This is a genomic window from Oceanisphaera pacifica (assembly GCF_017498065.1).
Taxonomy (GTDB): domain Bacteria; phylum Pseudomonadota; class Gammaproteobacteria; order Enterobacterales; family Aeromonadaceae; genus Oceanimonas; species Oceanimonas pacifica.
This window is the reverse complement of sequence record NZ_JAGDFX010000006.1, coordinates 173,381-193,729: the sequence shown is the minus strand read 5'-3', so window position 1 is coordinate 193,729 and position 20,349 is coordinate 173,381. Positions and strand designations below refer to the sequence as shown.

Here is a 20,349-nt window from a genome sequence, read left to right as displayed (position 1 = left end):
GCGCTTAAATCGCAAAAATGGACTCTTTACATGGCTAAAAAACGAAGCGTATGGCTCCCTTTGACTCTCGCCTTGGCACTCGCCGCCACAGGCTGTTCTAGCACTAAAAAAGATGAAGTGCCAGATGAGCCACCTGAAGTACTGTATCAAGATGCACAAACTCAGCTACAAGCCGGTAATTTTATCCGTGCTGCTGAGCTATTAGAAGCGATGGACTCTCGCTACCCGTTTGGAGCTTATTCTAATCAGGTGCAGCTTGATTTGATTTATGCTTATTACAAACAAGACGATACCGCACGCGCGCTCGCCAATATCGACCGCTTTATTCGTTTAAACCCTAATCACCCAAGTGTGGATTATGCGCAATATATGCGCGGGTTAACGAATATGGCCACGGATCATAACTTCTTTCAAGAGTTGTTAAATATCGACCGAACCGATAGAGATCCCGCTTACGCACGCCAAGCCTTTGCCGATTTTCGTCAATTATTACGCCAATATCCAGATAGTGTCTATGTGGCGGATGCCCGCGCTCGTATGGTGAGTCTGAAAAATCGCTTAGCGAAATATGATTTGGCCGTGGCTAACTTTTATATGAAGCGTGGCGCTTGGCTAGCCGCCGCTAATCGAGCCAAGTTTGTGGTGCAATCCTATCCCGACACAGACACCCTGCGCCCAGCACTAAAAGTAATGGCTGAAGCCTATAACACCCTCGGATTAACAGAAATGGCCAACAACGCCGAAGCCGTGCTGCGAGCTAACTTCTCTGCGGGTTAAGCGCTAATTGTTTACTGACTAATACTTAAAAGCCCTGAGCTATCAGGGCTTTTTTATTACTGGCACTTCATAGCTGGCAAAGGCAGAAGCATCTACCTATCATTCAGCTTTGCTCGCGATTTCAAGAAAGCGTAGGCAGCGGATGCCGTACCAGCATAGGGGTTCGCCGTCGATAAGAACGGCATCTAGTTGCAGTTCTTGTTGGGTGGTCGCCAGCTGTTTGGCAAAGGGGTAAGGCTCGGTGGAGCACAACAGTATAGGGTTCAGCTCTTGTATGGCCTCGATGCTGAAGTCGGGATAGTTTGGCTCAAGGGCAATCAGCTTGTCAGCAAACCCTAAATGCTCGAATACCGAATAAATAAAGGTATGACGGCCAATGCTCATATAAGGCTTGCGCCAAATTAGATACAACCAAGGTCGCTCATCGGTGAGTACTGAGTCAGATGCTGCGTCTTTGTGTGCCAGCAGTGGTAGTGCCGTGGGCGATATTGGGATTGGATTATTAAGCACATGCTGAAAGCGCGCTGCCAGTGCAATTAAAGCATTGCTATTTAACTGCTGTGCTAATAAACGCAGTACGCGGGGCATATCCTGCACCGACTCAGCATGGGTTGCAAAATAAGGATACGGACAGCTATCGGCCATATCACGGGTGTTTTCTTCTTTATCGAAAATAACGAGATCGGGTGCTAAGGGTTCAACCTTTTCCCACTGCACGTCTTTAGTGCCGCCAACAATCGCAATATCTGCAACCTGCTCGGCAGGGTGAATACAATAACGCGTGCGCCCTACTACATTTACGCCACAAGCAATCAGAGTTTCGGTCCAAGACGGCACCATACAAACTACGCGCATTTATGCTCCTAAGTCCTGCGGGGCGCTGTACGTTATACGCTGTAAGTAACGAAGACACTACGTTTGTCTTTCTGCCGTTATCTGACAGCTGAAAGCTTACGACTGATAGCTCACCGCTATCTTTTCTGCGGTGATGAGTAAGGACAATGTCGGCAGCCATTGTCGCAGCAGTAACCGCGAGCTAGGTGGTATTTTGCTGTGAACACCCAAAAGCCGTTTTCGATGTAATAGTCTTCGTGCTCACGCAAAGGCGCGGGTTCTGGCGGGGTTTCTTGATTCATATATTGCTCTGGTTAGTAGATTTAAGCGCCCGGCGCCCAGCTCCAAACGCCCAGAAAGACCAAACAAAACCCGCTGAGACGGGGCTGGCAGCTAAAGCGCCAACCGACAAAAGATCACCCAAACCTAGATTGCCGCGTCGCTGCGCTCCTCGCAATGACACAACCCCTTCGGTAAGCCGTCAGCTATCAACGGTAAGCGGTCAGTTCTTAATGATGGTCACTAAACACTAATCCCTCAACACTGCCCTTAAGCTTTTACCAATAAAAATCCCTTTCAGATTTTATCTCTATTTTTCCGTGGCTTCCGTGTTCTTCCGTTGCAAATAGGTTTATGTTTTAACTGGGCGCTTGGAGCCGGGCGCTGGGCGCTATGTTTTAAGTTTTCGCAAAGTAATCTTTTAAGAAGGTGTCGAAGTCGACACTTTCTGATTGCTCTATTTTGCGTTGACGCGCGAGCGAACGGCAGCCTTCTTCATCAAAGTAGCTGTCTTCCCAATATAAGGGCCGGCCTGCTAATAATTGGTCGTGATAGCGTTTCGATAAGGCTAAACCAAAAGGCAGTATGTCTTGATCGGCGGCTTTAAGCTCTGTGAGTACTTTGGCAGACAGCGTTTTAGCGGGATCTTTAATGGCAGCTAAGTGGGCTTGATGGGCCTTGCCATAACAGCCTTTGCCACAGCAAGCGTCGAGCAAATCTGCCACTGCTTTTAGCTCAGTAAAGTAATGCTCACCTAAGTCGCTAAGTGTTCTGGACTCCTCACCAAACACCTCTAATTCAAGACCGGGTTTGCGCCCTTCTAGTACCACTTTATTAAAGTTACGGCGATTAAGCGCGTTTTCGGCGTTGGTTAGCGGTGCTGATGGCGTTAATAAACACCACAGCAAAAAGGTATCAAGCAAGCGCACTTGGGTAGCATCTATGCCAACGGCAGCATAAGGGTTCACATCCACAGAGCGTAGCTCTATATACTCGACCCCTCGTGTGCTCAATGCATCTGTGGGTTTTTCGCCACTGTCTGCGGTACGTTTGGGGCGGATCGGCGCATATAGTTCATTTTCTATTTGTAGCACGTTGTCATTTAACTGACGATATTCGCCCTCTACCTTAACACCAATTTTGGCAAAGTCAGGCTCGTGGGTGCCAATCGCATTGCGCAACGATGTGACATACTGCGCTAAGCTGTCGAGCGAGATCTGAAGATCCGCTTGTGCACTGTTGGTGTAACCTAAATCCGATAATCGCAGTGAAGTCGCATAAGGCAAATACAGGGTGCCTTTTCCTAAACGCTCAAACGGCAAGTTATGCTTGGTGCCATTTAAAAATGAACCGCATAACGCCGGTGAGGCGCCAAATAGGTAAGGAATAAGCCAGCCAAAACGATACACATTACGGGCTAACCCCATGTACTGTTCAGAGACAAAGTCTTGCAGTAATGTATCGCCGCCTTCTTGGCGGTGCCACTCACTCCAAAAGCTGTCGGGCATCGAAAAGTTAAAGTGCACCCCCGAAATAACCTGCATCCGGCTGCCGTATCTGTGGTGTAACCCTTGGCGGTACAGGGTTTTCATACGCCCCACATTTGAGCGCCCATATTGCGCAAGCGGAATATGCTCATCGCCGCCTTTGAGTAAGCAGGGCATACTCAGTGGCCATAGCTGCTCGTTATTGAGGTGGCGCATCACATAGCCGTGAATATCGCCTAATTGCGCCAATAATATGTCCACAGAGTCAGAGACCGGGGTAATAAACTCCATTTGTGACTCTGAAAAGTCGGTGGTGATATTACTGTGAGTCATGGCCGCCCCTAACGAGGCAGGATGCTCGGTTTGTGCCAATTGACCATCGGGTTGAATACGCAAGCTTTCACGTTCAATACCCCGACGGATCCCCTTGATGGCAGGCAAACTTTGAGGCTGGTGCCAAGCTTGAATGCGTTCGGCCAGTGTTAGTGTGCTATTTGTCATTATTAGTTACCTTTTGCCGCTTATGGCTCAATACCTTAGTAAGCGGACAGTCTGGCCTCGTTATTCAAGGGCAAAGTCGTATAGGGGTAAATGGAGCTGAGACAGTGACTTTTCAAGCTTGGCTTTATCTCCCACCACAACAATAACCATATCGCTAGGGTCAAGCCATTGCTTGGCAAGCTTTGTTAATGTGCCTGCCTCCACTTCACTTACAATATCTTGCTGTTTTGCCAAGTAATCTGGTGAGAGATCCATCATGGCTAATTGCAGCAAAAAACCGGCTTTATTACTGAGTGTTTCGTAGGCTAGCGCATCTTGTTGCGAATAGCTGCTTCGTAAATACGCCAGCTCTTTCTCTGTTGGGCCCTGTTTTTGCAGCTGCGTAAACTCGTGCAGTATATTCTTAATCGCCTCAGCCGTCACATCTGCACGCACATCTGTGGCCACTAAAAAGACCCCAGCATCACGATTACCGGTAAAGTAAGAGTGTGCGCCGTAGGTGTAACCTTTGTCTTCTCGTAAGTTTTGGTTAATGCGACTGTTAAAGTTGCCACCTAGATTAAAATTCATCAAGTTGGCATAAAAGAAAGGCCCAGTGGCGTCTCTGGGCAAGGCGCGCTGCCCCACTCTTAGCACAGACTGTACAGCATCAGGCATGTCTACTATATAAATGCCAGGCTTAGCAGGCTGAGGCTGCACCTCAACAGCGGGCACTTTGGGCGCGTCTTGCTGCCATTGTGTTAAAAAGGCAAAGTCTGCTTTAGCTTGGGCGGCACTAAGATCACCGGCTATTAATACATGGCCATTGGCGGGATTATAGTACTGCTTATAATAATCTCGCACTTGGTCAAGGGTAATGGCAGCCACTTGCTCTGCTTGCCCTTCATCTGGCAGCCCCATACGCGTTTGGCCGTACATTAACTGGCGAAAGGCTTGTTGCGCTAACCAAGCAGGTTGGTGGCGGCTTTGTGCCATTGACTCTAAGGTGCGCGTTTTCACTTTTTTAAAGTCTTGTTCACGAAAACCTGGGGTAAAGAGCAGCTCTTCTACCAAGTCTAGCGTGGGCGCTAAGGTCTCAGTGAGAGTGGTGACTTTCACAAGGTTGGTATAAAAGCCCTGACTCACACTGATGCTGGCTCCCAACTTCTCTAGAGCTTCACTGAACTCACCCGAGCTTAAACGCTCAGTGCCCTGATTCATCATGGCTGCGGTTAAGTTGGCTACGCCGATATTTTTAGCTTGCTCACTGCGTTGCCCCCCGGGTAAGGCAATAATAATAGAGACCGCCGGAATTTCATCATTAACAATCCCTTGCAGCTGAATATTATTGCCAAGGGTGTCTTGCCACAGCGGCGGCACCTTAATGGTCACCGGCGATGCGGCCTTAGGCATCACACTACGGTCAAAATCATCTTGTATTTGGCGCTCTGGCAAACTGGCCACTATTTTTTCATCGGCACTCGGTAATTCTCGCTTAGGCGTAACATAATTAGGCTTTGCTGCTTGCCAGTCTTGCTTGCCACTGGGTACCACACTTAATATTGCAGCAGGCTGGTTTTGCAGATATTGCTGATACACCTTAGTCACCTGCGAAGGAGTGGTTTTTGCCAGCGCTCGCCACGCATTAATAGCAAACTGCGGATCATCTTTTAATACCTTGCCTAGCGCTAATTGCCGCGCTTTACCTTGGGTGCTATCTAGCCCCAAAATAAGGTTAGCACGCAGTTCGGTCACCGCTTTATCTACATCAGCGTCGTTAATGCCCCGCTCTGCCAGCTCGGTAACAATGCGGTTTATTTCTTGGTTAAGAGGAGCCAGCGCGCCATCTTCAGAAGGGTTGCTGTAAGCCCATACGCTAAGCGTACAAGCCAGCTCAGCACAATAATGACTGGCGCCGGCGCTCACTGCCTTGCCGGTTTCAACTAGCTCTTGATACAAAAGTGAGCTTTTGCCTCCACCCAGTACATTGGCCAGCACATCTAATGCCGCTTCGTCTTTATGGCCTAACCACACAGTCGGGTATGACATATACAACATCGGCATGCGAATACCTGAGTCCACTAAGGTTTGATAGCGGTTGTCGTCGAGCTGAGCCGGTTGAGGAGTGGCTGATTTAACCTCGGGTCCGGCAGGAATAGAAGCAAAGTACTTTTCAACCCAAGCAAGGGTTTGCTGAGTATCAAAATCACCACTGATCACTAAAGTGGCATTGTTGGGGCCATACCAGCGCTTAAAGAAGGTTTTTAAATGTTCAACATTTACCCTGTCTAGGTCTTCAACATAGCCAATGGGCTGCCAGCTATAAGGATGGTCACGAGGATAGAGAAGCTCACCCATGCGCTCACCCACTAGGCCATAGGGCTGGTTATCAATGCGTTGACTGCGCTCGTTTTTAACGGTGTCGCGCTGAATTTCAAATTTATGTTGGCTAACGGCTTCTAATAAAAACCCCATGCGATCCGCTTCTAACCAGAGTACTTTTTCTAAGTGGTTAGCCGGCACGGTTTGGTAGTAGTTGGTGCGGTCTCGGTTGGTGGAGCCGTTCATGGTGCCACCGGCTTCGTTGATCAAACGAAAGTGCTCTTGATCCCCCACATGCTTAGAGCCTTGAAACATCATGTGCTCAAAGAAGTGGGCAAAGCCAGTTTGCTCTGGCTCTTCGCGCGCTGATCCTACATGGTAAGTCATTTCAACATGCACCACAGGATCTGACTTATCGGTATTAAGGAGCAAAGTCAGGCCGTTATCGAGTTGATACTCTTGATAGGGGATCACTAAACCGTCTTGTGCGCGCTCTACTTGCTTAATTAAAGTAGGGGCGGCGCTGACTAAAGGCGGACACAGCAAGAGTAACAGAGACCAAGTCTTCAACTTCATGGGGTTTCCTTATATAAACAGCTTAGTTTTTAAGCAGTATTTTACCTCGGGTGTGGCCAGTTTCCACTTGGCGATGCGCCTTGGCCCCTTCGGCTAATGGATACACATGGCTCACTTCTACATGCAGTCGCTGCTCGGCAACCGCATCGAGTAACAAAGATAACTGTTGAGTATCATTATGTTTAAGCATGCCGGTGGCGGTTAAGCCTGCCGCTTTGGCCGCCGCAACCACTTGCTCGGCGGTAATAGTCGGGACAGTGACCACGCGACCATTTGGCTTAAGGTGCGATAATAGTCCCAGAGCTGACTCGCCCCCGACCAAATCAAGCAATAAGTCAGCGGGAGCTAGGGCTGCTAATTGCGCTTCATCTTGATAATCAATCACTTCATCAGCCTCTAGCCCACGTAAAAATTCATGGTTATTGGGGGAGGCTAACGCCACCACGCTCGCACCTATATCTTTGGCTAATTGTACGGCTAAATGCCCAACACCACCGGCAGCGGCAGAAATAAGTACACGCTCGTTAGCTAGCAAGCAGCCGTGCTCGGTTAGAGCTTGTAATGCGGTAATGCCCGCTAAAGAAACACCGGCGGCCATCTCATTGCTAACGGCTCTGGGCACCCGTAGCAAGGCATTCGCCGGTGCCACCACCACTTCGCTATAGCCGCCCCCAGCCAATAAGCCGCACACGCGATCACCTGCATGGTGAATGCTGACCTCAGACCCCGTTTCTTCTACTATGCCCATCACTTCAAGGCCTGGGGTCCAGGGTAACTGATCTTTAATGGCCTCGGCTCCCCAGCCTAAACCGGCGCGGGTTTTGGCATCAACGGGGTTCACACCTGCGTACTCAACCTTAATACGCACTTCATTACTGGCCAGAGCGTTCACTGTTGATTCAGTTAATACCAACTGATCCGCATCACCAAACGCCTTAATTACCAAGTGTTTCATTTGATACTCCTTATCGCTTTACAATAAGCGAGCACTCCGCTCGCAACCTTATCGCACGCCAAGCCGCTATATAGGCTTAGCATGCTACAGTATGGACCCAATTGCTTATGAAGCATAATGCGTCTTGCGTGTCGTGCTGTTGGCCGGGCATTAAATACGCTATGGTTTGTCCATCATCTAGATTCGCTTTATTTTACCATCCTAAGTAGAGGCTGATTATCATGTCCCGACTGTTTTTATTACCTTTGCTACCGGCTTTATTTTGGTATTTATTTTTACGTTACCACCAAATTCCCATTAAACAGGGCGCACGGGTGTTTTATTGGATCATGGGGCTAGGTTGGGGACTGGCCGCCTTTTTAAGCCTAATGATCTACGTCACGCGCTAAGCCACAGCTGGAAGCCGGAAGCTGACGGCTTAAAGCTGAAAGCTGAAAGCTGAAAGCTGACGGCTTAAAGCTGATAGCTATTTTTCACCAATAATTTTCCATTAAAATTTGCCCGGCTTTGCGTCTTAGGTGCTTTTTTAGGCCTTTTTCTTTTAGCTCATTTAAGCTGTCGCGCACCATTTGCGGATTGCCGCACAAAAGCACACGGCTGTGCTCAGCCGTAAAAGCCAACTGCGCTTTTTGCTCAAGCTTGCCGTTGGCAATGGCATGAGTAATGCGCCCAGGCTCGGCAGTAGCGTGAGCCTCTCTTGAGACAAAGGGAATATACTGAAAGTTCGGTTGATCTTGAGTTAACTCGCGAATGCGCGCTTGATAGGCAAGCTCTTCACCTAGGCGAACACCGTGCACTAGTATGATATTGGTAAACTGCTGCCAGCAACTTCCCTCAGCTAACATAGAAATAAATGGGCCAATACCGGTGCCGGTGGCCATTAGCCATAAATCTCGCCCTGCTGGTACTTCATCTAGCGTTAAAAAGCCTGCCGCTGAGCGTTCAACTAATAGCTCATCCCCCACTTGCAGCTCTGCCAAGTGCGGCGTAAGTTGACCTTCAGGTATGTTAACAACATAAAATTCGCTATCTTCACCCGGAGCATTCACATAAGAATACGCCCGCGATACTTTATGATGCTCGCTATGCCACGCCAGTTTAGTAAACTGCCCGGCTTTAAAAGGCGCAACCTCGGCATCCACTACCAAAGAAAATAGCGTATCCGACCACTGCGTTCGGCTTTTCACTTTACCCGTAACCCAATCTGCCATTGCTATACCTCCGTAAGATTTATCCTACTGTAGCCTTATTGCAGACAATAAAAAACCCGCGACAAGCGCGGGTTTTCTTTAACGAGCAATCTAAATTAGATAGCAACAACCGCAATAGTCACGGTTGCTTGAACGTCAGCGTGCAGCTGCACACCTACTTCATACTCGCCAACGTTACGTAAAACGCCGTCGGTTAAACGAACTTCGCTCTTAGCAACGTCAACACCTGCTGCAGTAATAGCGTCAGCAATGTCACGAGCACCAATAGAGCCGAACAATTTGCCTTCGTCACCAGACTTAGAAGCGATTTCTACGCTTGCTAAACCAGATAACTGGTCAGCGCGCCCTTGAGCGGCTGCCAACTGTTCGTTTAACTTAGCTTCTAATTCAGCGCGGCGCGCTTCAAAAGTGGCTACGTTATCTTTTGTTGCTAATACGGCTTTGCCTTGTGGCAACAAAAAGTTACGAGCATAACCGGCTTTTACGGTTACCTGGTCGCCCAGGCCGCCTAATTTGGCGATTTTATCAAGTAGAATAACTTGCATTACCTTTCCTCAAAAAAGTGAACGAGTTAGGCCGCTGCTTACTTATGCAGATCGGTATAAGGCAGCAGAGCCAGGTAACGAGCGCGCTTGATTGCACGAGCCAACTGACGCTGATATTTAGCGCGGGTACCAGTGATACGGCTAGGTACAATTTTACCGGACTCGGTAACATAGTTCTTCAGGGTTGCGATGTCTTTGTAATCAATCTCAGTTACACCGTCAGCGGTGAAACGACAAAATTTACGACGACGAAAAAAACGTGCCATGATTATCTTCCTTAGCTAAAACGTGGATTACTCAGCAGCAGTGTCTGCGCTAGGTGCAGCTTCTGCACGTGGAGCAGCTTCTGCGCGAGGAGCGTCGTCACGACGTGGTGCGCGTTCTTCTTTGGCTTTTGCCATTTCAGAAGGCTCGGTGACGGCCTGCTTAGTGCGCATAATCATGTTACGCAGCACAGCATCGTTGAAGCGGAAGTTGTCTTCCAGCTCATCGATAACAGCTTGACCAGCTTCTACGTTCATTAGAACGTAGTGTGCTTTGTGCAGCTTGTTAATCGGGTAAGCCAACTGACGACGGCCCCAGTCTTCTAAACGGTGAACTTGGCCACCAGAAGTAGTGATTGCAGCGGTATAACGCTCAATCATGCCTGGAACTTGTTCACTCTGATCAGGGTGAACCATAAATACGATTTCATAATGACGCATGGATTGCTCCTTACGGGTTATAGCCTCTGCGCGGGTTCAGTCAGACCATCGGAGGCAAGGAACTTATAAGTACAACGACTGATTTTAAGGTGGCGGATTATAAAACATAAACACCTTAAAGGAAAGCTTTAAGCGATCAGCTTTCAGTTAAAGACGGTACTTATCTGACAGCTGACGGCTAACGGCTGATAGCTTTCTTTAACGCAGCTTACGTTGTAAACCGATCGCGACTATCACTACAGCAGCGCCTAGGTAGACATTAAAAGCGGGAAACTCGCTGAATAATACCATGCCCATAATAGTGACAAATATCAGGCCTGAGTATTCACTGGCGGCTATTTTACTGGCATCGGCCATGGCATACGCCAAAATACAGACTCCCTGATATACAATGCCTACCAGTGTCGCCCCCGCTAGCAACAGCCATAACTCCTGAGTTAATGGCTGCCAGGTAGGCAGCGCTAAAGCAAAGCTGATGGGTAAGGCCAATGCCTGTGTTAAAAACAAAGTGGCCAACACAGACCGCCCTTGGGGTAAGCGGCGCACCAGTACATTACTGGCAGCCATGGTAAAGGCGGTTAATAACGCAACCCACCCCGCCCAATGCCACTGGGCGGGATTTAGCACAATTAAAATTCCGACAAACCCCAGTAAACTTACCCCATAAGCGGGTAAGCGCACTTGCTCTTTGCTAAGCAGTACCGCCAGTGGCAGTGTCAGTAAGGGCGAGGCATAAAACACGGCATTGGCCGTGGCCAGCGGCAAATAGATTAGGCTAATAAACACACACGCCGAACCAATCAGTAACAAGTGCCCGCGCACTAGGTGTATTTTCCACTCTGCTATGCCTTTTTTGGCACGAGGAAGCCGTAACCAAAATGGTAATAACAATAAGCTGGTCAACAAAAAGCGCAGTGCCACATATTGATAAGGAGTGACTGTGGTGTCCCCCAGTAACTTCACCAATACATCGCCCACTGAGATCATTAAATTACCGAGCACCAGTAATAAAATGGCCAACATCTGTCGATCTGCCGCCACCCGAGCCATTAATTGTTGCATGTTTATTTCCTGATCATGATGGGTAGGGAATGCGGCGCCCAGCTAACAACGGACACCGACTCGAACTTTGTGGGGCACCTATTTTAGCGTAGGGTCCAATTCATTGGACCGATTTTGTACAAATATTTTACCCACGGTAAGCGCCCTGCAAAGGTTGAGACCAAGTGATGAGTCTTGGTCGAATAAATTCGACCCTACAAAAGATAGCTGTACGCTGTACGTCAAAAAAGCACACAGGTTTGTTTGGCGTAAGCATGCAGCCGTTTGTGCAGTGGATTGCCGCGTCGCTACGCTCCTCGCAATGACCCAACCCCTTCGGAAAGCCGTCAGCTATCAGCGGTAAGCTGTCAGGTTTAACTGCCCTTACGCTGGGCGTTTGTCTAGGTTTAGCTCTTCTTGGCGCTTGGAGCCGGGCGCTGGGCGCTTGTTTTCGTCCCCCTTATCCGCGCTGACGGATCATTTCAAACAGGCAGACACCGGTGGCAACGGATACGTTTAAGCTAGATACAGAGCCCGCCATAGGGATGCGAATTAACTCATCGCAATGCTCACGCGTTAAGCGGCGCATTCCTTTGCCCTCGGCGCCCATCACCAATGCTAAGGCACCGCTAAAGGTAGACTGATACAGGCTATGATCGGCCTCTCCTGCTGTGCCCACTACCCATATATTTCGCTCTTGTAGCGCACGTAACGTGCGCGCCAAGTTGGTCACTTGAAATAACGGTACTGTTTCGGCGGCGCCACTGGCTACTTTACGCACAATGGGCGTTAAGCCTGCCGAGTTATCTTTAGGAACAATCACCCCCTGCACCCCTGCCGCATCGGCGGTGCGTAAACACGCACCCAAATTATGAGGGTCGGTGACGCCATCCAATACCAATAATAATGGCGTGGCTTGCTCATCAAGTAGTTTGGCTAAGTCGGTTTCATTTAAAATAGGCGCCGCCTGTACCTTGGCCACCACACCTTGGTGCTGGCCGCCCTTGGCTTTGTTATCTAAGGCCGAGCGACTGGCTAATTGCGCCTTTATCCCCACATTTAATAAACGGGCTTGCAGAGCGTTTAAGCGCTCATCATCTCGGCCTTTTAGTAACCAGACTTCCAGTATTTTTTCGGGATGGGTTTCTAAGAGTGAATCTAGGGCGTGAATGCCAAAAATGAGTTCATTGCTCATAAGGTGTCTCAATATACAGAAGAAAAAATGGGGCTAGCAGTTAGAGAGCAATCCCTAGCCACTAACCCCTTTATTATTAACTAACCATTAATGCGGCTTTTTAGCCCCTTTGGGCTTATTGTCACCTTTGTTATCGCCTTTGTTGTCAGAGCCTTTAGCGCCTTTAGGCTTGTTTTTTCTTTTCGGCTTAGCGCGCTGGCGTGATTTCAGGTTTTTGGCTCCTTTACCGCTTTTAGCACCAGCTGGCAGGGCTTCTTCAACGGTTTCAAAGTCAATTTTACTGTCATCAAGGTTCACCGCCATCACCTTCACTCTGATCTTATCGCCTAAACGGTAGCGACGGCGGAAGTTCTCGCCAATTAGAGTTTGGCGTGCCGCATCAAACTGATAGTAATCATTTTGTAAGCTAGAAATATGGACCAAGCCGTCAATGTTAATGTCATCAAGGCGGACAAAGAAACCAAAACCGGTCACATTGGCAATGGTGCCATAAAACTCATTACCTACATGATCCAGCATGTACTCGCACTTGAGCCAATCGGCAACATCACGGGTGGCATCATCGGCGCGGCGCTCGTTTTGCGAGCAGTGCTCTCCCATAGGAGCCACTTCTTCTAGGGTGTAAGGCACACCGCCGGTTTTACTTTTACCCGTGCCGGCTATTTTGCAAAGTTGTGCCTTAATGGCTCTGTGCATAATAAGGTCGGGGTAGCGGCGAATTGGTGAGGTAAAGTGCCCGTATGAGTTAAGCGCCAAACCAAAGTGACCATTGTTTTCAGCCTGATAAACGGCCTGCTTCATGGAGCGTAGCAACATGGTTTGAATTAAACCGGCATCGGGTCTGTCTTTAATTTGCTCGGCCAATAAGGCGTAATCTGATGGCTCAGGCTCTTCACCGCCTTTAAGCTCTAGGCCTAGCTCTGCTAAGAAGCTGCGAAAGCCCACTAACTTTTCATCGCCTGGCTTCTCGTGCACGCGGAACAAGGCGTGAGCCTCTTGCTTCTCAATAAAGCGCGCGGCAGCAACGTTGGCGGCAATCATACACTCTTCGATGATCTTATGGGCATCGTTGCGCACCACTGGCACTATGCTTTCTATTTTACGCTGGGCATTAAAGATAAATTGCGTTTCATCGCTTTCAAACTCAACCGCACCGCGCTGATGACGAGCCGACTTCATCGCATGGTACATGCTATTTAGCACTTCTAAGTGCGAAACTAGCGGGGCATAACGCTCGCGCAGGCCTTCATCACCATCAATAATGGCAGCCACTTTGGTGTAGGTTAAGCGTGCATGAGAGCTCATTACTGCTTCATAAAACTCAGCATCCAATAACTTACCGCTGGCTGAGATATTCATCTCGGCCACCATACATAAGCGATCAACCTGTGGGTTAAGCGAACATAAGCCATTAGACAGCACTTCAGGCAACATGGGGATCACTTGTGCGGGGAAGTACACAGAGTTACTGCGCAAATAGGCTTCGTTGTCTAACGCCGTACCCGGGCGTACATAGTAAGACACATCGGCAATGGCCACCCATAAGTGCCAGCCACCGTCGGGATTAGCCTGACAATGCACCGCATCATCAAAATCACGCGCATCTTCACCATCTATGGTCACTAGCGGCAAGTCACGTAAATCACGGCGACCTGCTTTGGCCTCTTCTGGTACTTCTTCAGTCAGTGAGCTGGTTTCTTGCTTCACTTCTTCTGGCCAAACATGGGGAATACCATGGGTGCGCAGAGCAATTTCAATTTCCATGCCCGGATCCATGGTTTCACCTAGCACTTCCACCACTTTACCAACGCCTGTCATACGTTTGGTAGGGCGCTGGGTAATATGGATAACCACCACCTGCCCCATGCGTGCGCCTTGGGTTTCACCTTGAGGGATCAAAATATCTTGAGCGATGCGGCTGTCATCTGGTACCACATAACTCACGCCATTTTCTACAAAATAGCGCCCCACAACTTCAAGGTCACGGGACTCTAACACCCGAACGACGCGCGCTTCGCGGCGCCCTCTTGAGTCAAAGCGCAGCGGCTGCACTAAAGCTTGGTCGCCATGCATAAGGGCGTCCATTTCGCGCTGTGATAAGAAGAGATCGTCGCCGCCATCTTCGGGGCGTAAAAAACCAAAGCCTTCACGGTGGCCAATAACACGCCCTTTAATCAGGTTCATTTTTTCTGGCAAGGCGTAGCTTTTATTGCGCGTGAACACTAATTGTCCATCGCGCTCCATGGCGCGCAGTCGGCGGCGTAGTGCTTCTTCTTGCTCTTCGCCGTCTAGCTTTAATTCATCAAATATTTCATCACGCGAGATAGGGTTTTGCTTGGTTTTGATTAATTCCAGAATATATTCGCGGCTTGGAATTGGATTTTCGTATTTTTCTGCTTCCCGCTTGAGGAAAGGATCTTGTTGTTCTGACATAAAGTAGTCCATTTGCGCACTGAAATAAGGAAAGAGTATCTAAAGTATAAGAATAACAAGTGACAAAGCGCCCGGTTAAGCCAGTGCTTGCTTAAACCGGGCGCTTTTGTCACAACAGGAAGCGGCATTGCATTACAGAGATTTAAGCATCTCTTCTGGCAGCGCCAGCGCCTGGTTGCTGTTCACGCCTATGCCACGTTCCACAATATTACGCGCAATGGCTTTGGCTTCATCTAACGAGTGCATGACAAAAGTGCCACATTGATATTCATTTAGCTCGGGGATCTGCGACTGGCTCTCTACTTTAAGCACATCTTGCATCGCGCTTTGCCAAGCATCTGCCACCTGCTGCTCGTTAGGTGCCCCAATAAGGCTCATATAAAAGCCGGTACGACACCCCATGGGTGATAGGTCAATAATCTCTATGCCATCGCTGTTGAGGTGGTCACGCATAAAGCCTGCAAACAGGTGCTCTAAGGTGTGAATGCCTTTTTCTGACAATATTTCTTGGTTAGGCAGACAGAAGCGTAAATCAAATACAGTGATGGTATCGTCGTTAGGGGTGGCCATGGTTTTGGCTACTCGCACCGCCGGTGCTTCCATACGGGTATGATCAACGGTAAAACTGTCTAACAATGGCATTGGGTTATTCCTCTATTTAGATGTCTTAGAGATTGTGACAAAGAAAAGGGTAATGGCCAAGGTAATTCAACAATAAAGGCGTTTAAAAGGCAATTGATGCTCGATAAGTGTCGATTTACCCACTTTACGCCATACACTCAGAGCAAGCCTCTTTTTGTTAAGCTCACCGCCTAGCTCTAGTTAGCAGGCATTGGCCTGATCTTGGTACTTACCTGACAGCTGACGGCTGACAGCTGTCTTTTAAACCGCATCTTCGTTTTGTTCACCAGTACGAATACGGATCACCTGCCCCACATCAAATACAAATATTTTACCGTCGCCAATTTTGCCGGTGCGCGCCGTCATTTCAATAGCCTCAATACAAGACTCCACTAAATCACCTTGCACCACGATTTCAATTTTCACCTTAGGCAAAAAATCTACCATGTATTCGGCACCACGGTATAACTCGGTGTGACCTTTTTGACGGCCAAAGCCTTTCACCTCAGACACTGTCATACCAGTAATACCCCGCTCAGCCAAGGCTTCGCGTACGTCATCCAGTTTAAACGGCTTAATAATGGCTTCAATTTTCTTCACAGTAAATCCTTATATGTGTAATGGTGAAAGCGCAGCCCAGTTAGGGGTGAGGGGTTAAGCGTAAGGGAACCAGAGCCCCCCATAAATACAGCCAAGCCAACGCGCTTGGCCATTAAACTGACGGCTGATCGCTTACCGCTGCCCGAAGGGCCCTCACCAGTTTATTTTTCCAAAACCTGAGGTCACAGGGTAACGTCTGTCTTTGCCAAAGTTGCGCCTTGTTACCCGTGGGCCTAAGGCACCTTGGCGGCGCTTATATTCATTAATATCCACCAATTTGATTACCCGGCGTACATCGGCTTCATTAAAGCCTAACGCCAATAAGTCACTCAGACTTTTATCTTGCTCAACATAGGCTTCAAGTATCTTATCTAGCACATCATAAGGCGGCAGATTATCTTGATCGAGTTGATCTGGTGCTAATTCAGCTGACGGCGGACGCTCAATCACCCGCTGCGGGATCACATAACTGACGGTATTACGATAACGCGATAACGCAAACACCAAGGTTTTAGACACGTCTTTTAATGGCGCAAAGCCGCCAACCATATCGCCATATAAGGTGCAATATCCCACCGCCAGCTCACTTTTATTGCCGGTGGTTAATACTAGGCGACGACGCTTATTCGACAACGCCATCAGTAACACGCCCCGAGCTCGAGCTTGCAAGTTTTCTTCTGTGGTGTCTCCCGCCTGAGGGGCTTCTTCACCAAACAAAGGGTTTAGCTGCCCCATAAAGGCATCAAACATAGGTTCGATTGAGACGCTATTATATTCAATACCCAGCAGCTGAGCTTCTTCTTCCGCATCTGCCACGCTAATGGAGGCGGTATAACGAAACGGCATCATCACCGCCTGAACCTTGTCTTTGCCAAGTGCATCAACCGCAATAGCGACCGCCAGTGCTGAATCTATGCCTCCCGACAAGCCTAGCACAGCGCCATTAAAGCCATTTTTATTCACATAATCCCGAGTCGCTAATACCAACGATTGATACAAATCGGCCAACGGCGCTAACGGCTCAGTAATAGTGCCTAGCTGGGGAACTGCCTGCTTAAACTCGACCAAATCAAGCGCACACTCAAAGGCAATGGCACTGTGTGTAATGTCACCTTGAGCGTTAAACACCATAGAGCGGCCATCAAACACGAGTTCATCTTGCCCGCCCACCTGATTCACATAAACCAGTGGCAATTCAGTTTCACGACAGCGCTGAACCAGTTGTTGCTTTCGCAGCTCAACCACCTCTTGATGATAAGGCGAGGCATTCAAACACAGTAATAATTCAGCGCCAGCCGCCTTAGCCTTGGCAGCTGGGCCCGCGTGCCACACGTCTTCACAAATTAACAGCCCTAACTGATGGCCTTTAAACTCAAGTACACAGGCCTGTTCACCCGCGCTAAAGTAGCGTGGCTCATCAAACACGCTACCGTTAGGCAAGGCATGTTTAAAATAGCGCCCTCGCAATTCACCCTGATAGTAAAAAGAGGCCGCATTATAGCACCCCCCAGCTTCTCGCCACGGGTGCCCTACTACAACTGCAGTGTTGGCACTGGCCGCAGCGAGTTGCGCCAGCGCACTCTCTACTCGCTGGTGCAAATCGTCACGGTGTAATAAGTCTTCAGGAGAATAGCCGGTAATGGCCAGTTCCGGAAATAACACCAGCTCGGCACCTTGGTGTTCGGCATCGGCTAAGGCGCTAAGCATAGTGTGGGTGTTGGCTTCTATGGCGCCAACCGTTGGGTTTAATTGGGCCAGCGCTAACGTTAAGGTTAAGGGTTGCTGTGAGGACATGAATGCATTCGCTTAAAACGGTGATACTTGCATACTATTAAAAATTAGCAATAACAGCTAGAGGAAAGGGAAATTACCGCGCCGAGCTAAACAAAACATCAAAGCCTAAATCCATGAAGATTGAAGGCATAGTTGTCTTTTAACTTACAGCTGACGGCCTGTGACTTCATCACATCTTCTGCTTGCATTATAAATAAAAACAAGGTGCATGATGTAGTCGGCTCGGCCTGCATAACTGCCGAACAAAGGGTCTACTCCACCGACACGCTGCAAGCACGTCCATGTGGCGCTCAAACACATAACATCCCTGTTATGTGATGGTCGGTGGAGTAGATCCCTTTATCCGGCCACACCTCGGTGTCGCCTATTGGTATCGATTACCGATACCCTTGAGCGAATGGTTAAAATCAAGCCATTTCCCAAAAGAAGCTAATTTGCGCCTGCGGCCCAATGCGAGAGCAAGCGTTCGCCTACACCTTCAGGCAGCTCAGGTGCAAATGGGAAGGCAGAGGGTGTCTGCTTCGTCGACCCTCCGCGCCAGGGCAGAAAAATGCTCCTGCCATTTCTGCATTCCCGCCATCCTTGGCGGTCAGATGTCGCGGCGGAGCCCGTATGGGGCAGCTTGCTGCCGTGTACCTTTGCTGGGTAATGGACCAAATATCCTGTGAATATTTGTAGCCGTTACCCAGCGAAGGTGGCTATCCCAGCGACGAGTCGAGCGGAGCAGTGCGCTCTGCCTGACTTCCACTCAAACATCAACAAAAAGATGTGACTAAGTGACAGGCTGACGGCTTACCGCTGCCCGAAGGGCATTACAAGGGATAGCGTTCGCCAAAGGGGCCGGCGTAGAGGGGAGTAATGGGGGTGATGGCGGACTCCAACGCCATGGTATTTAATACTCCCTGACTGTCTTGCCAAGAGAGAGACACTTTTACGTCTTTTTTATTGCTGACGCCACTGGCAGACGCTAACCACTGACCTTGTGCGGCATTCCATGCTTTCGCCTCTACCGTCCATGTCACAGTGAAGTCTATATCCATCAACCTGCTCGTATCACTGCCAGACACCACATTATTATATCCAAGGCTTAGCTGCTGATGCCTGAGCTCGTCTAATTTAGACTCCACCAAGCGCAATGCCACTTCTTGAGCGCGCCCGTCTCGGCTGTATGATAAATATTGTTTGCTCAGCTGTAATAAAGAACCCGCAGTTAGGGCCAAGATCACAAAAGCGACCATCACCTCAATTAAACCAAACCCACTTTGTTGTTTCATACCCTACCCCTGAGGAAGATAGCTGTCAGCTTTAAGCAGTTTCACTAAATACTAATCCCTCAACACTCAGCACTGCCCTGAAGCTGGGCGCTGTCATTAATGGTCACTCCAGCTGCCGGGTATGGTATATAGATTCACAAAGGGGCTGTTTGGCTCTTGATTACAATTACTCAGCAAACACTGTATCCCCGCGTGATAAATAATGGACAAATCCCCTGCTAGCTGATTATTGCCAAGACGACTCACTACACTCCCCCACACCTGACTGCCTGAGCCAAACTGTGCTGCCATCACATTACTATCATTAGGCTGGCTGTCATAAAGCACCAATAAGCCATAAAATTCTGTGTTTATGGGTGCGATGACCGCCGTATCTTTAACGAACAAGATCACTGGAGATAAAGGCGTACTGGTCACTTGGTTGAGATAACAAGTGCCACCATGTTGCACAATAAAAAAGCCACTACGGTTAATGTCTTCACAGCCAGCAACAGATGAGACCGCCATGGCTGCTAGGCTGGACCACTGCGCTTGACCATAACCAAAAATATGATCCAGTAAGTCAGCCGGAAAATCAGTAGCACTTAACAGCATATCCCCATTAATATCTTGGCTGCTGTTGCTGATATAACTTAACTCAAGCACACAGTGATTCGCTTGTGCATCAAAGTCACTCAAGTGACAGCTTTGTATGCGCCCACTGCTGCTTATGCCACCACTCGACCAAAGTGACAGGGGGATACCGCTACCGCCACCATGAGGATCAGCGACTAAGCGAATATCACCATTAATATCGTTACTCGCACCCGCTAACATTAAAGAGGCAACTTTTTGGTTTTGAATGGGCTTAAGCACAGAGCGGCGCGCCACGCTTAGGCTTACCCGACTTTCACCCCCGTTAGGCAAGCTGGCCACAGACTCTAGCTGATACACACCCGCCAAAGCAGTGTTAGGGGTAATGCTTACCGTATAGCTCACCTCAGCCACAGTATTGGAGACGGTGCCAGCCACGCTACGAGTTGAGGGCTGCACCTTAAATAAGGCAAGGGCCTCAGCCAAACTTTGTTCGGCTGTTGCTTGCGCAACCCGATATTCAAGCTCGTTTAAGGTGATGCGCTTTTCAGACACCAATACTTTGCCAATAAATACAGAGGCTGACATTAACAAAGAAAGCAATATCACCGTTATGGTGAGGGTCGTAAATCCCTTATTTTTTATCAT

General features: G+C 48.9%; 19 protein-coding genes. 2 read left to right on the top strand and 17 right to left on the bottom strand.

The window, feature by feature from the left end:
• The first annotated feature begins 30 nt into the window (after nucleotides 1-30).
• Nucleotides 31-777: an outer membrane protein assembly factor BamD gene (locus J3U76_RS06945; RefSeq protein WP_208005207.1), complete on the top strand. Its 747-nt coding sequence runs from the start codon at nucleotides 31-33 to the stop codon at nucleotides 775-777.
• Nucleotides 778-876: 99 nt separating this feature from the next.
• On the opposite strand, the gene J3U76_RS06940 is transcribed toward J3U76_RS06945, so the two are convergent.
• The 5 genes from J3U76_RS06940 to J3U76_RS06920 form a co-directional block, all read right to left on the bottom strand.
• Entirely contained in the window at nucleotides 877-1,632 is a 756-nt protein-coding gene (locus tag J3U76_RS06940) for an ABC transporter substrate-binding protein (protein WP_208005205.1), read from the bottom strand.
• 116 nt (nucleotides 1,633-1,748) lie between these two features.
• A complete protein-coding gene (locus J3U76_RS14710) occupies nucleotides 1,749-1,913 on the bottom strand; it encodes a C1orf53 family protein (protein WP_208005204.1) in 165 nt (54 codons plus the stop codon).
• Nucleotides 1,914-2,288: 375 nt separating this feature from the next.
• Nucleotides 2,289-3,878 (bottom strand): glutamate--cysteine ligase, encoded by a 1,590-nt coding sequence (gene gshA, locus J3U76_RS06930; protein ID WP_208005203.1) that lies wholly within the window; start codon nucleotides 3,876-3,878, stop codon nucleotides 2,289-2,291.
• A 60-nt stretch (nucleotides 3,879-3,938) separates the two neighbouring features.
• Nucleotides 3,939-6,755 (bottom strand): M16 family metallopeptidase, encoded by a 2,817-nt coding sequence (locus J3U76_RS06925; protein WP_208005202.1) that lies wholly within the window; start codon nucleotides 6,753-6,755, stop codon nucleotides 3,939-3,941.
• A 22-nt stretch (nucleotides 6,756-6,777) separates the two neighbouring features.
• The gene (locus J3U76_RS06920) at nucleotides 6,778-7,710 is read right to left on the bottom strand and encodes an NADP-dependent oxidoreductase (RefSeq protein WP_208005201.1); all 933 of its coding nucleotides are present in this window, start codon (nucleotides 7,708-7,710) and stop codon (nucleotides 6,778-6,780) included.
• A 221-nt stretch (nucleotides 7,711-7,931) separates the two neighbouring features.
• On the opposite strand from J3U76_RS06920, the gene J3U76_RS06915 reads away from it, so the two are divergent.
• Nucleotides 7,932-8,099 (top strand): hypothetical protein, encoded by a 168-nt coding sequence (locus tag J3U76_RS06915; RefSeq protein ID WP_208005200.1) that lies wholly within the window; start codon nucleotides 7,932-7,934, stop codon nucleotides 8,097-8,099.
• Between the two features lie 84 nt (nucleotides 8,100-8,183).
• Here J3U76_RS06915 and J3U76_RS06910 read toward each other — a convergent pair whose 3' ends face one another.
• The 12 genes from J3U76_RS06910 to J3U76_RS06855 form a co-directional block, all read right to left on the bottom strand.
• Complete coding sequence (locus J3U76_RS06910; RefSeq protein ID WP_208005199.1) at nucleotides 8,184-8,921, bottom strand: ferredoxin--NADP reductase; 738 nt, start codon at nucleotides 8,919-8,921, stop codon at nucleotides 8,184-8,186.
• Between the two features lie 95 nt (nucleotides 8,922-9,016).
• A complete protein-coding gene (gene rplI / locus J3U76_RS06905) occupies nucleotides 9,017-9,466 on the bottom strand; it encodes a 50S ribosomal protein L9 (RefSeq protein ID WP_208005198.1) in 450 nt (149 codons plus the stop codon).
• A 38-nt stretch (nucleotides 9,467-9,504) separates the two neighbouring features.
• Nucleotides 9,505-9,732, bottom strand: a complete 228-nt coding sequence (rpsR, locus tag J3U76_RS06900; RefSeq protein ID WP_071472440.1) for a 30S ribosomal protein S18 — start codon at nucleotides 9,730-9,732, stop codon at nucleotides 9,505-9,507.
• Nucleotides 9,733-9,759: 27 nt separating this feature from the next.
• The gene (gene rpsF, locus J3U76_RS06895) at nucleotides 9,760-10,170 is read right to left on the bottom strand and encodes a 30S ribosomal protein S6 (RefSeq protein WP_208005193.1); all 411 of its coding nucleotides are present in this window, start codon (nucleotides 10,168-10,170) and stop codon (nucleotides 9,760-9,762) included.
• A 198-nt stretch (nucleotides 10,171-10,368) separates the two neighbouring features.
• Nucleotides 10,369-11,232 (bottom strand): DMT family transporter, encoded by an 864-nt coding sequence (locus J3U76_RS06890; RefSeq protein WP_208005191.1) that lies wholly within the window; start codon nucleotides 11,230-11,232, stop codon nucleotides 10,369-10,371.
• 439 nt (nucleotides 11,233-11,671) lie between these two features.
• A complete protein-coding gene (gene rlmB / locus J3U76_RS06885) occupies nucleotides 11,672-12,406 on the bottom strand; it encodes a 23S rRNA (guanosine(2251)-2'-O)-methyltransferase RlmB (protein ID WP_208005189.1) in 735 nt (244 codons plus the stop codon).
• 87 nt (nucleotides 12,407-12,493) lie between these two features.
• Nucleotides 12,494-14,839, bottom strand: coding sequence for a ribonuclease R (rnr, locus tag J3U76_RS06880; RefSeq protein ID WP_208005187.1), 2,346 nt, complete (start codon nucleotides 14,837-14,839; stop codon nucleotides 12,494-12,496).
• A gap of 132 nt (nucleotides 14,840-14,971) precedes the next feature.
• The gene (luxS, locus tag J3U76_RS06875) at nucleotides 14,972-15,481 is read right to left on the bottom strand and encodes an S-ribosylhomocysteine lyase (RefSeq protein ID WP_208005185.1); all 510 of its coding nucleotides are present in this window, start codon (nucleotides 15,479-15,481) and stop codon (nucleotides 14,972-14,974) included.
• Between the two features lie 240 nt (nucleotides 15,482-15,721).
• Nucleotides 15,722-16,060 carry a nitrogen regulatory protein P-II gene (glnB, locus tag J3U76_RS06870; protein WP_208005184.1) on the bottom strand — a complete coding sequence of 113 codons (339 nt, stop codon included), beginning with the start codon at nucleotides 16,058-16,060 and terminating at the stop codon, nucleotides 15,722-15,724.
• Between the two features lie 153 nt (nucleotides 16,061-16,213).
• Nucleotides 16,214-17,854, bottom strand: a complete 1,641-nt coding sequence (locus J3U76_RS06865) for an NAD+ synthase (RefSeq protein WP_208005183.1) — start codon at nucleotides 17,852-17,854, stop codon at nucleotides 16,214-16,216.
• Between the two features lie 812 nt (nucleotides 17,855-18,666).
• The gene (locus J3U76_RS06860; protein WP_208005182.1) at nucleotides 18,667-19,128 is read right to left on the bottom strand and encodes a type IV pilus modification PilV family protein; all 462 of its coding nucleotides are present in this window, start codon (nucleotides 19,126-19,128) and stop codon (nucleotides 18,667-18,669) included.
• A gap of 96 nt (nucleotides 19,129-19,224) precedes the next feature.
• Nucleotides 19,225-20,349 carry a hypothetical protein gene (locus J3U76_RS06855; protein WP_208005181.1) on the bottom strand — a complete coding sequence of 375 codons (1,125 nt, stop codon included), beginning with the start codon at nucleotides 20,347-20,349 and terminating at the stop codon, nucleotides 19,225-19,227.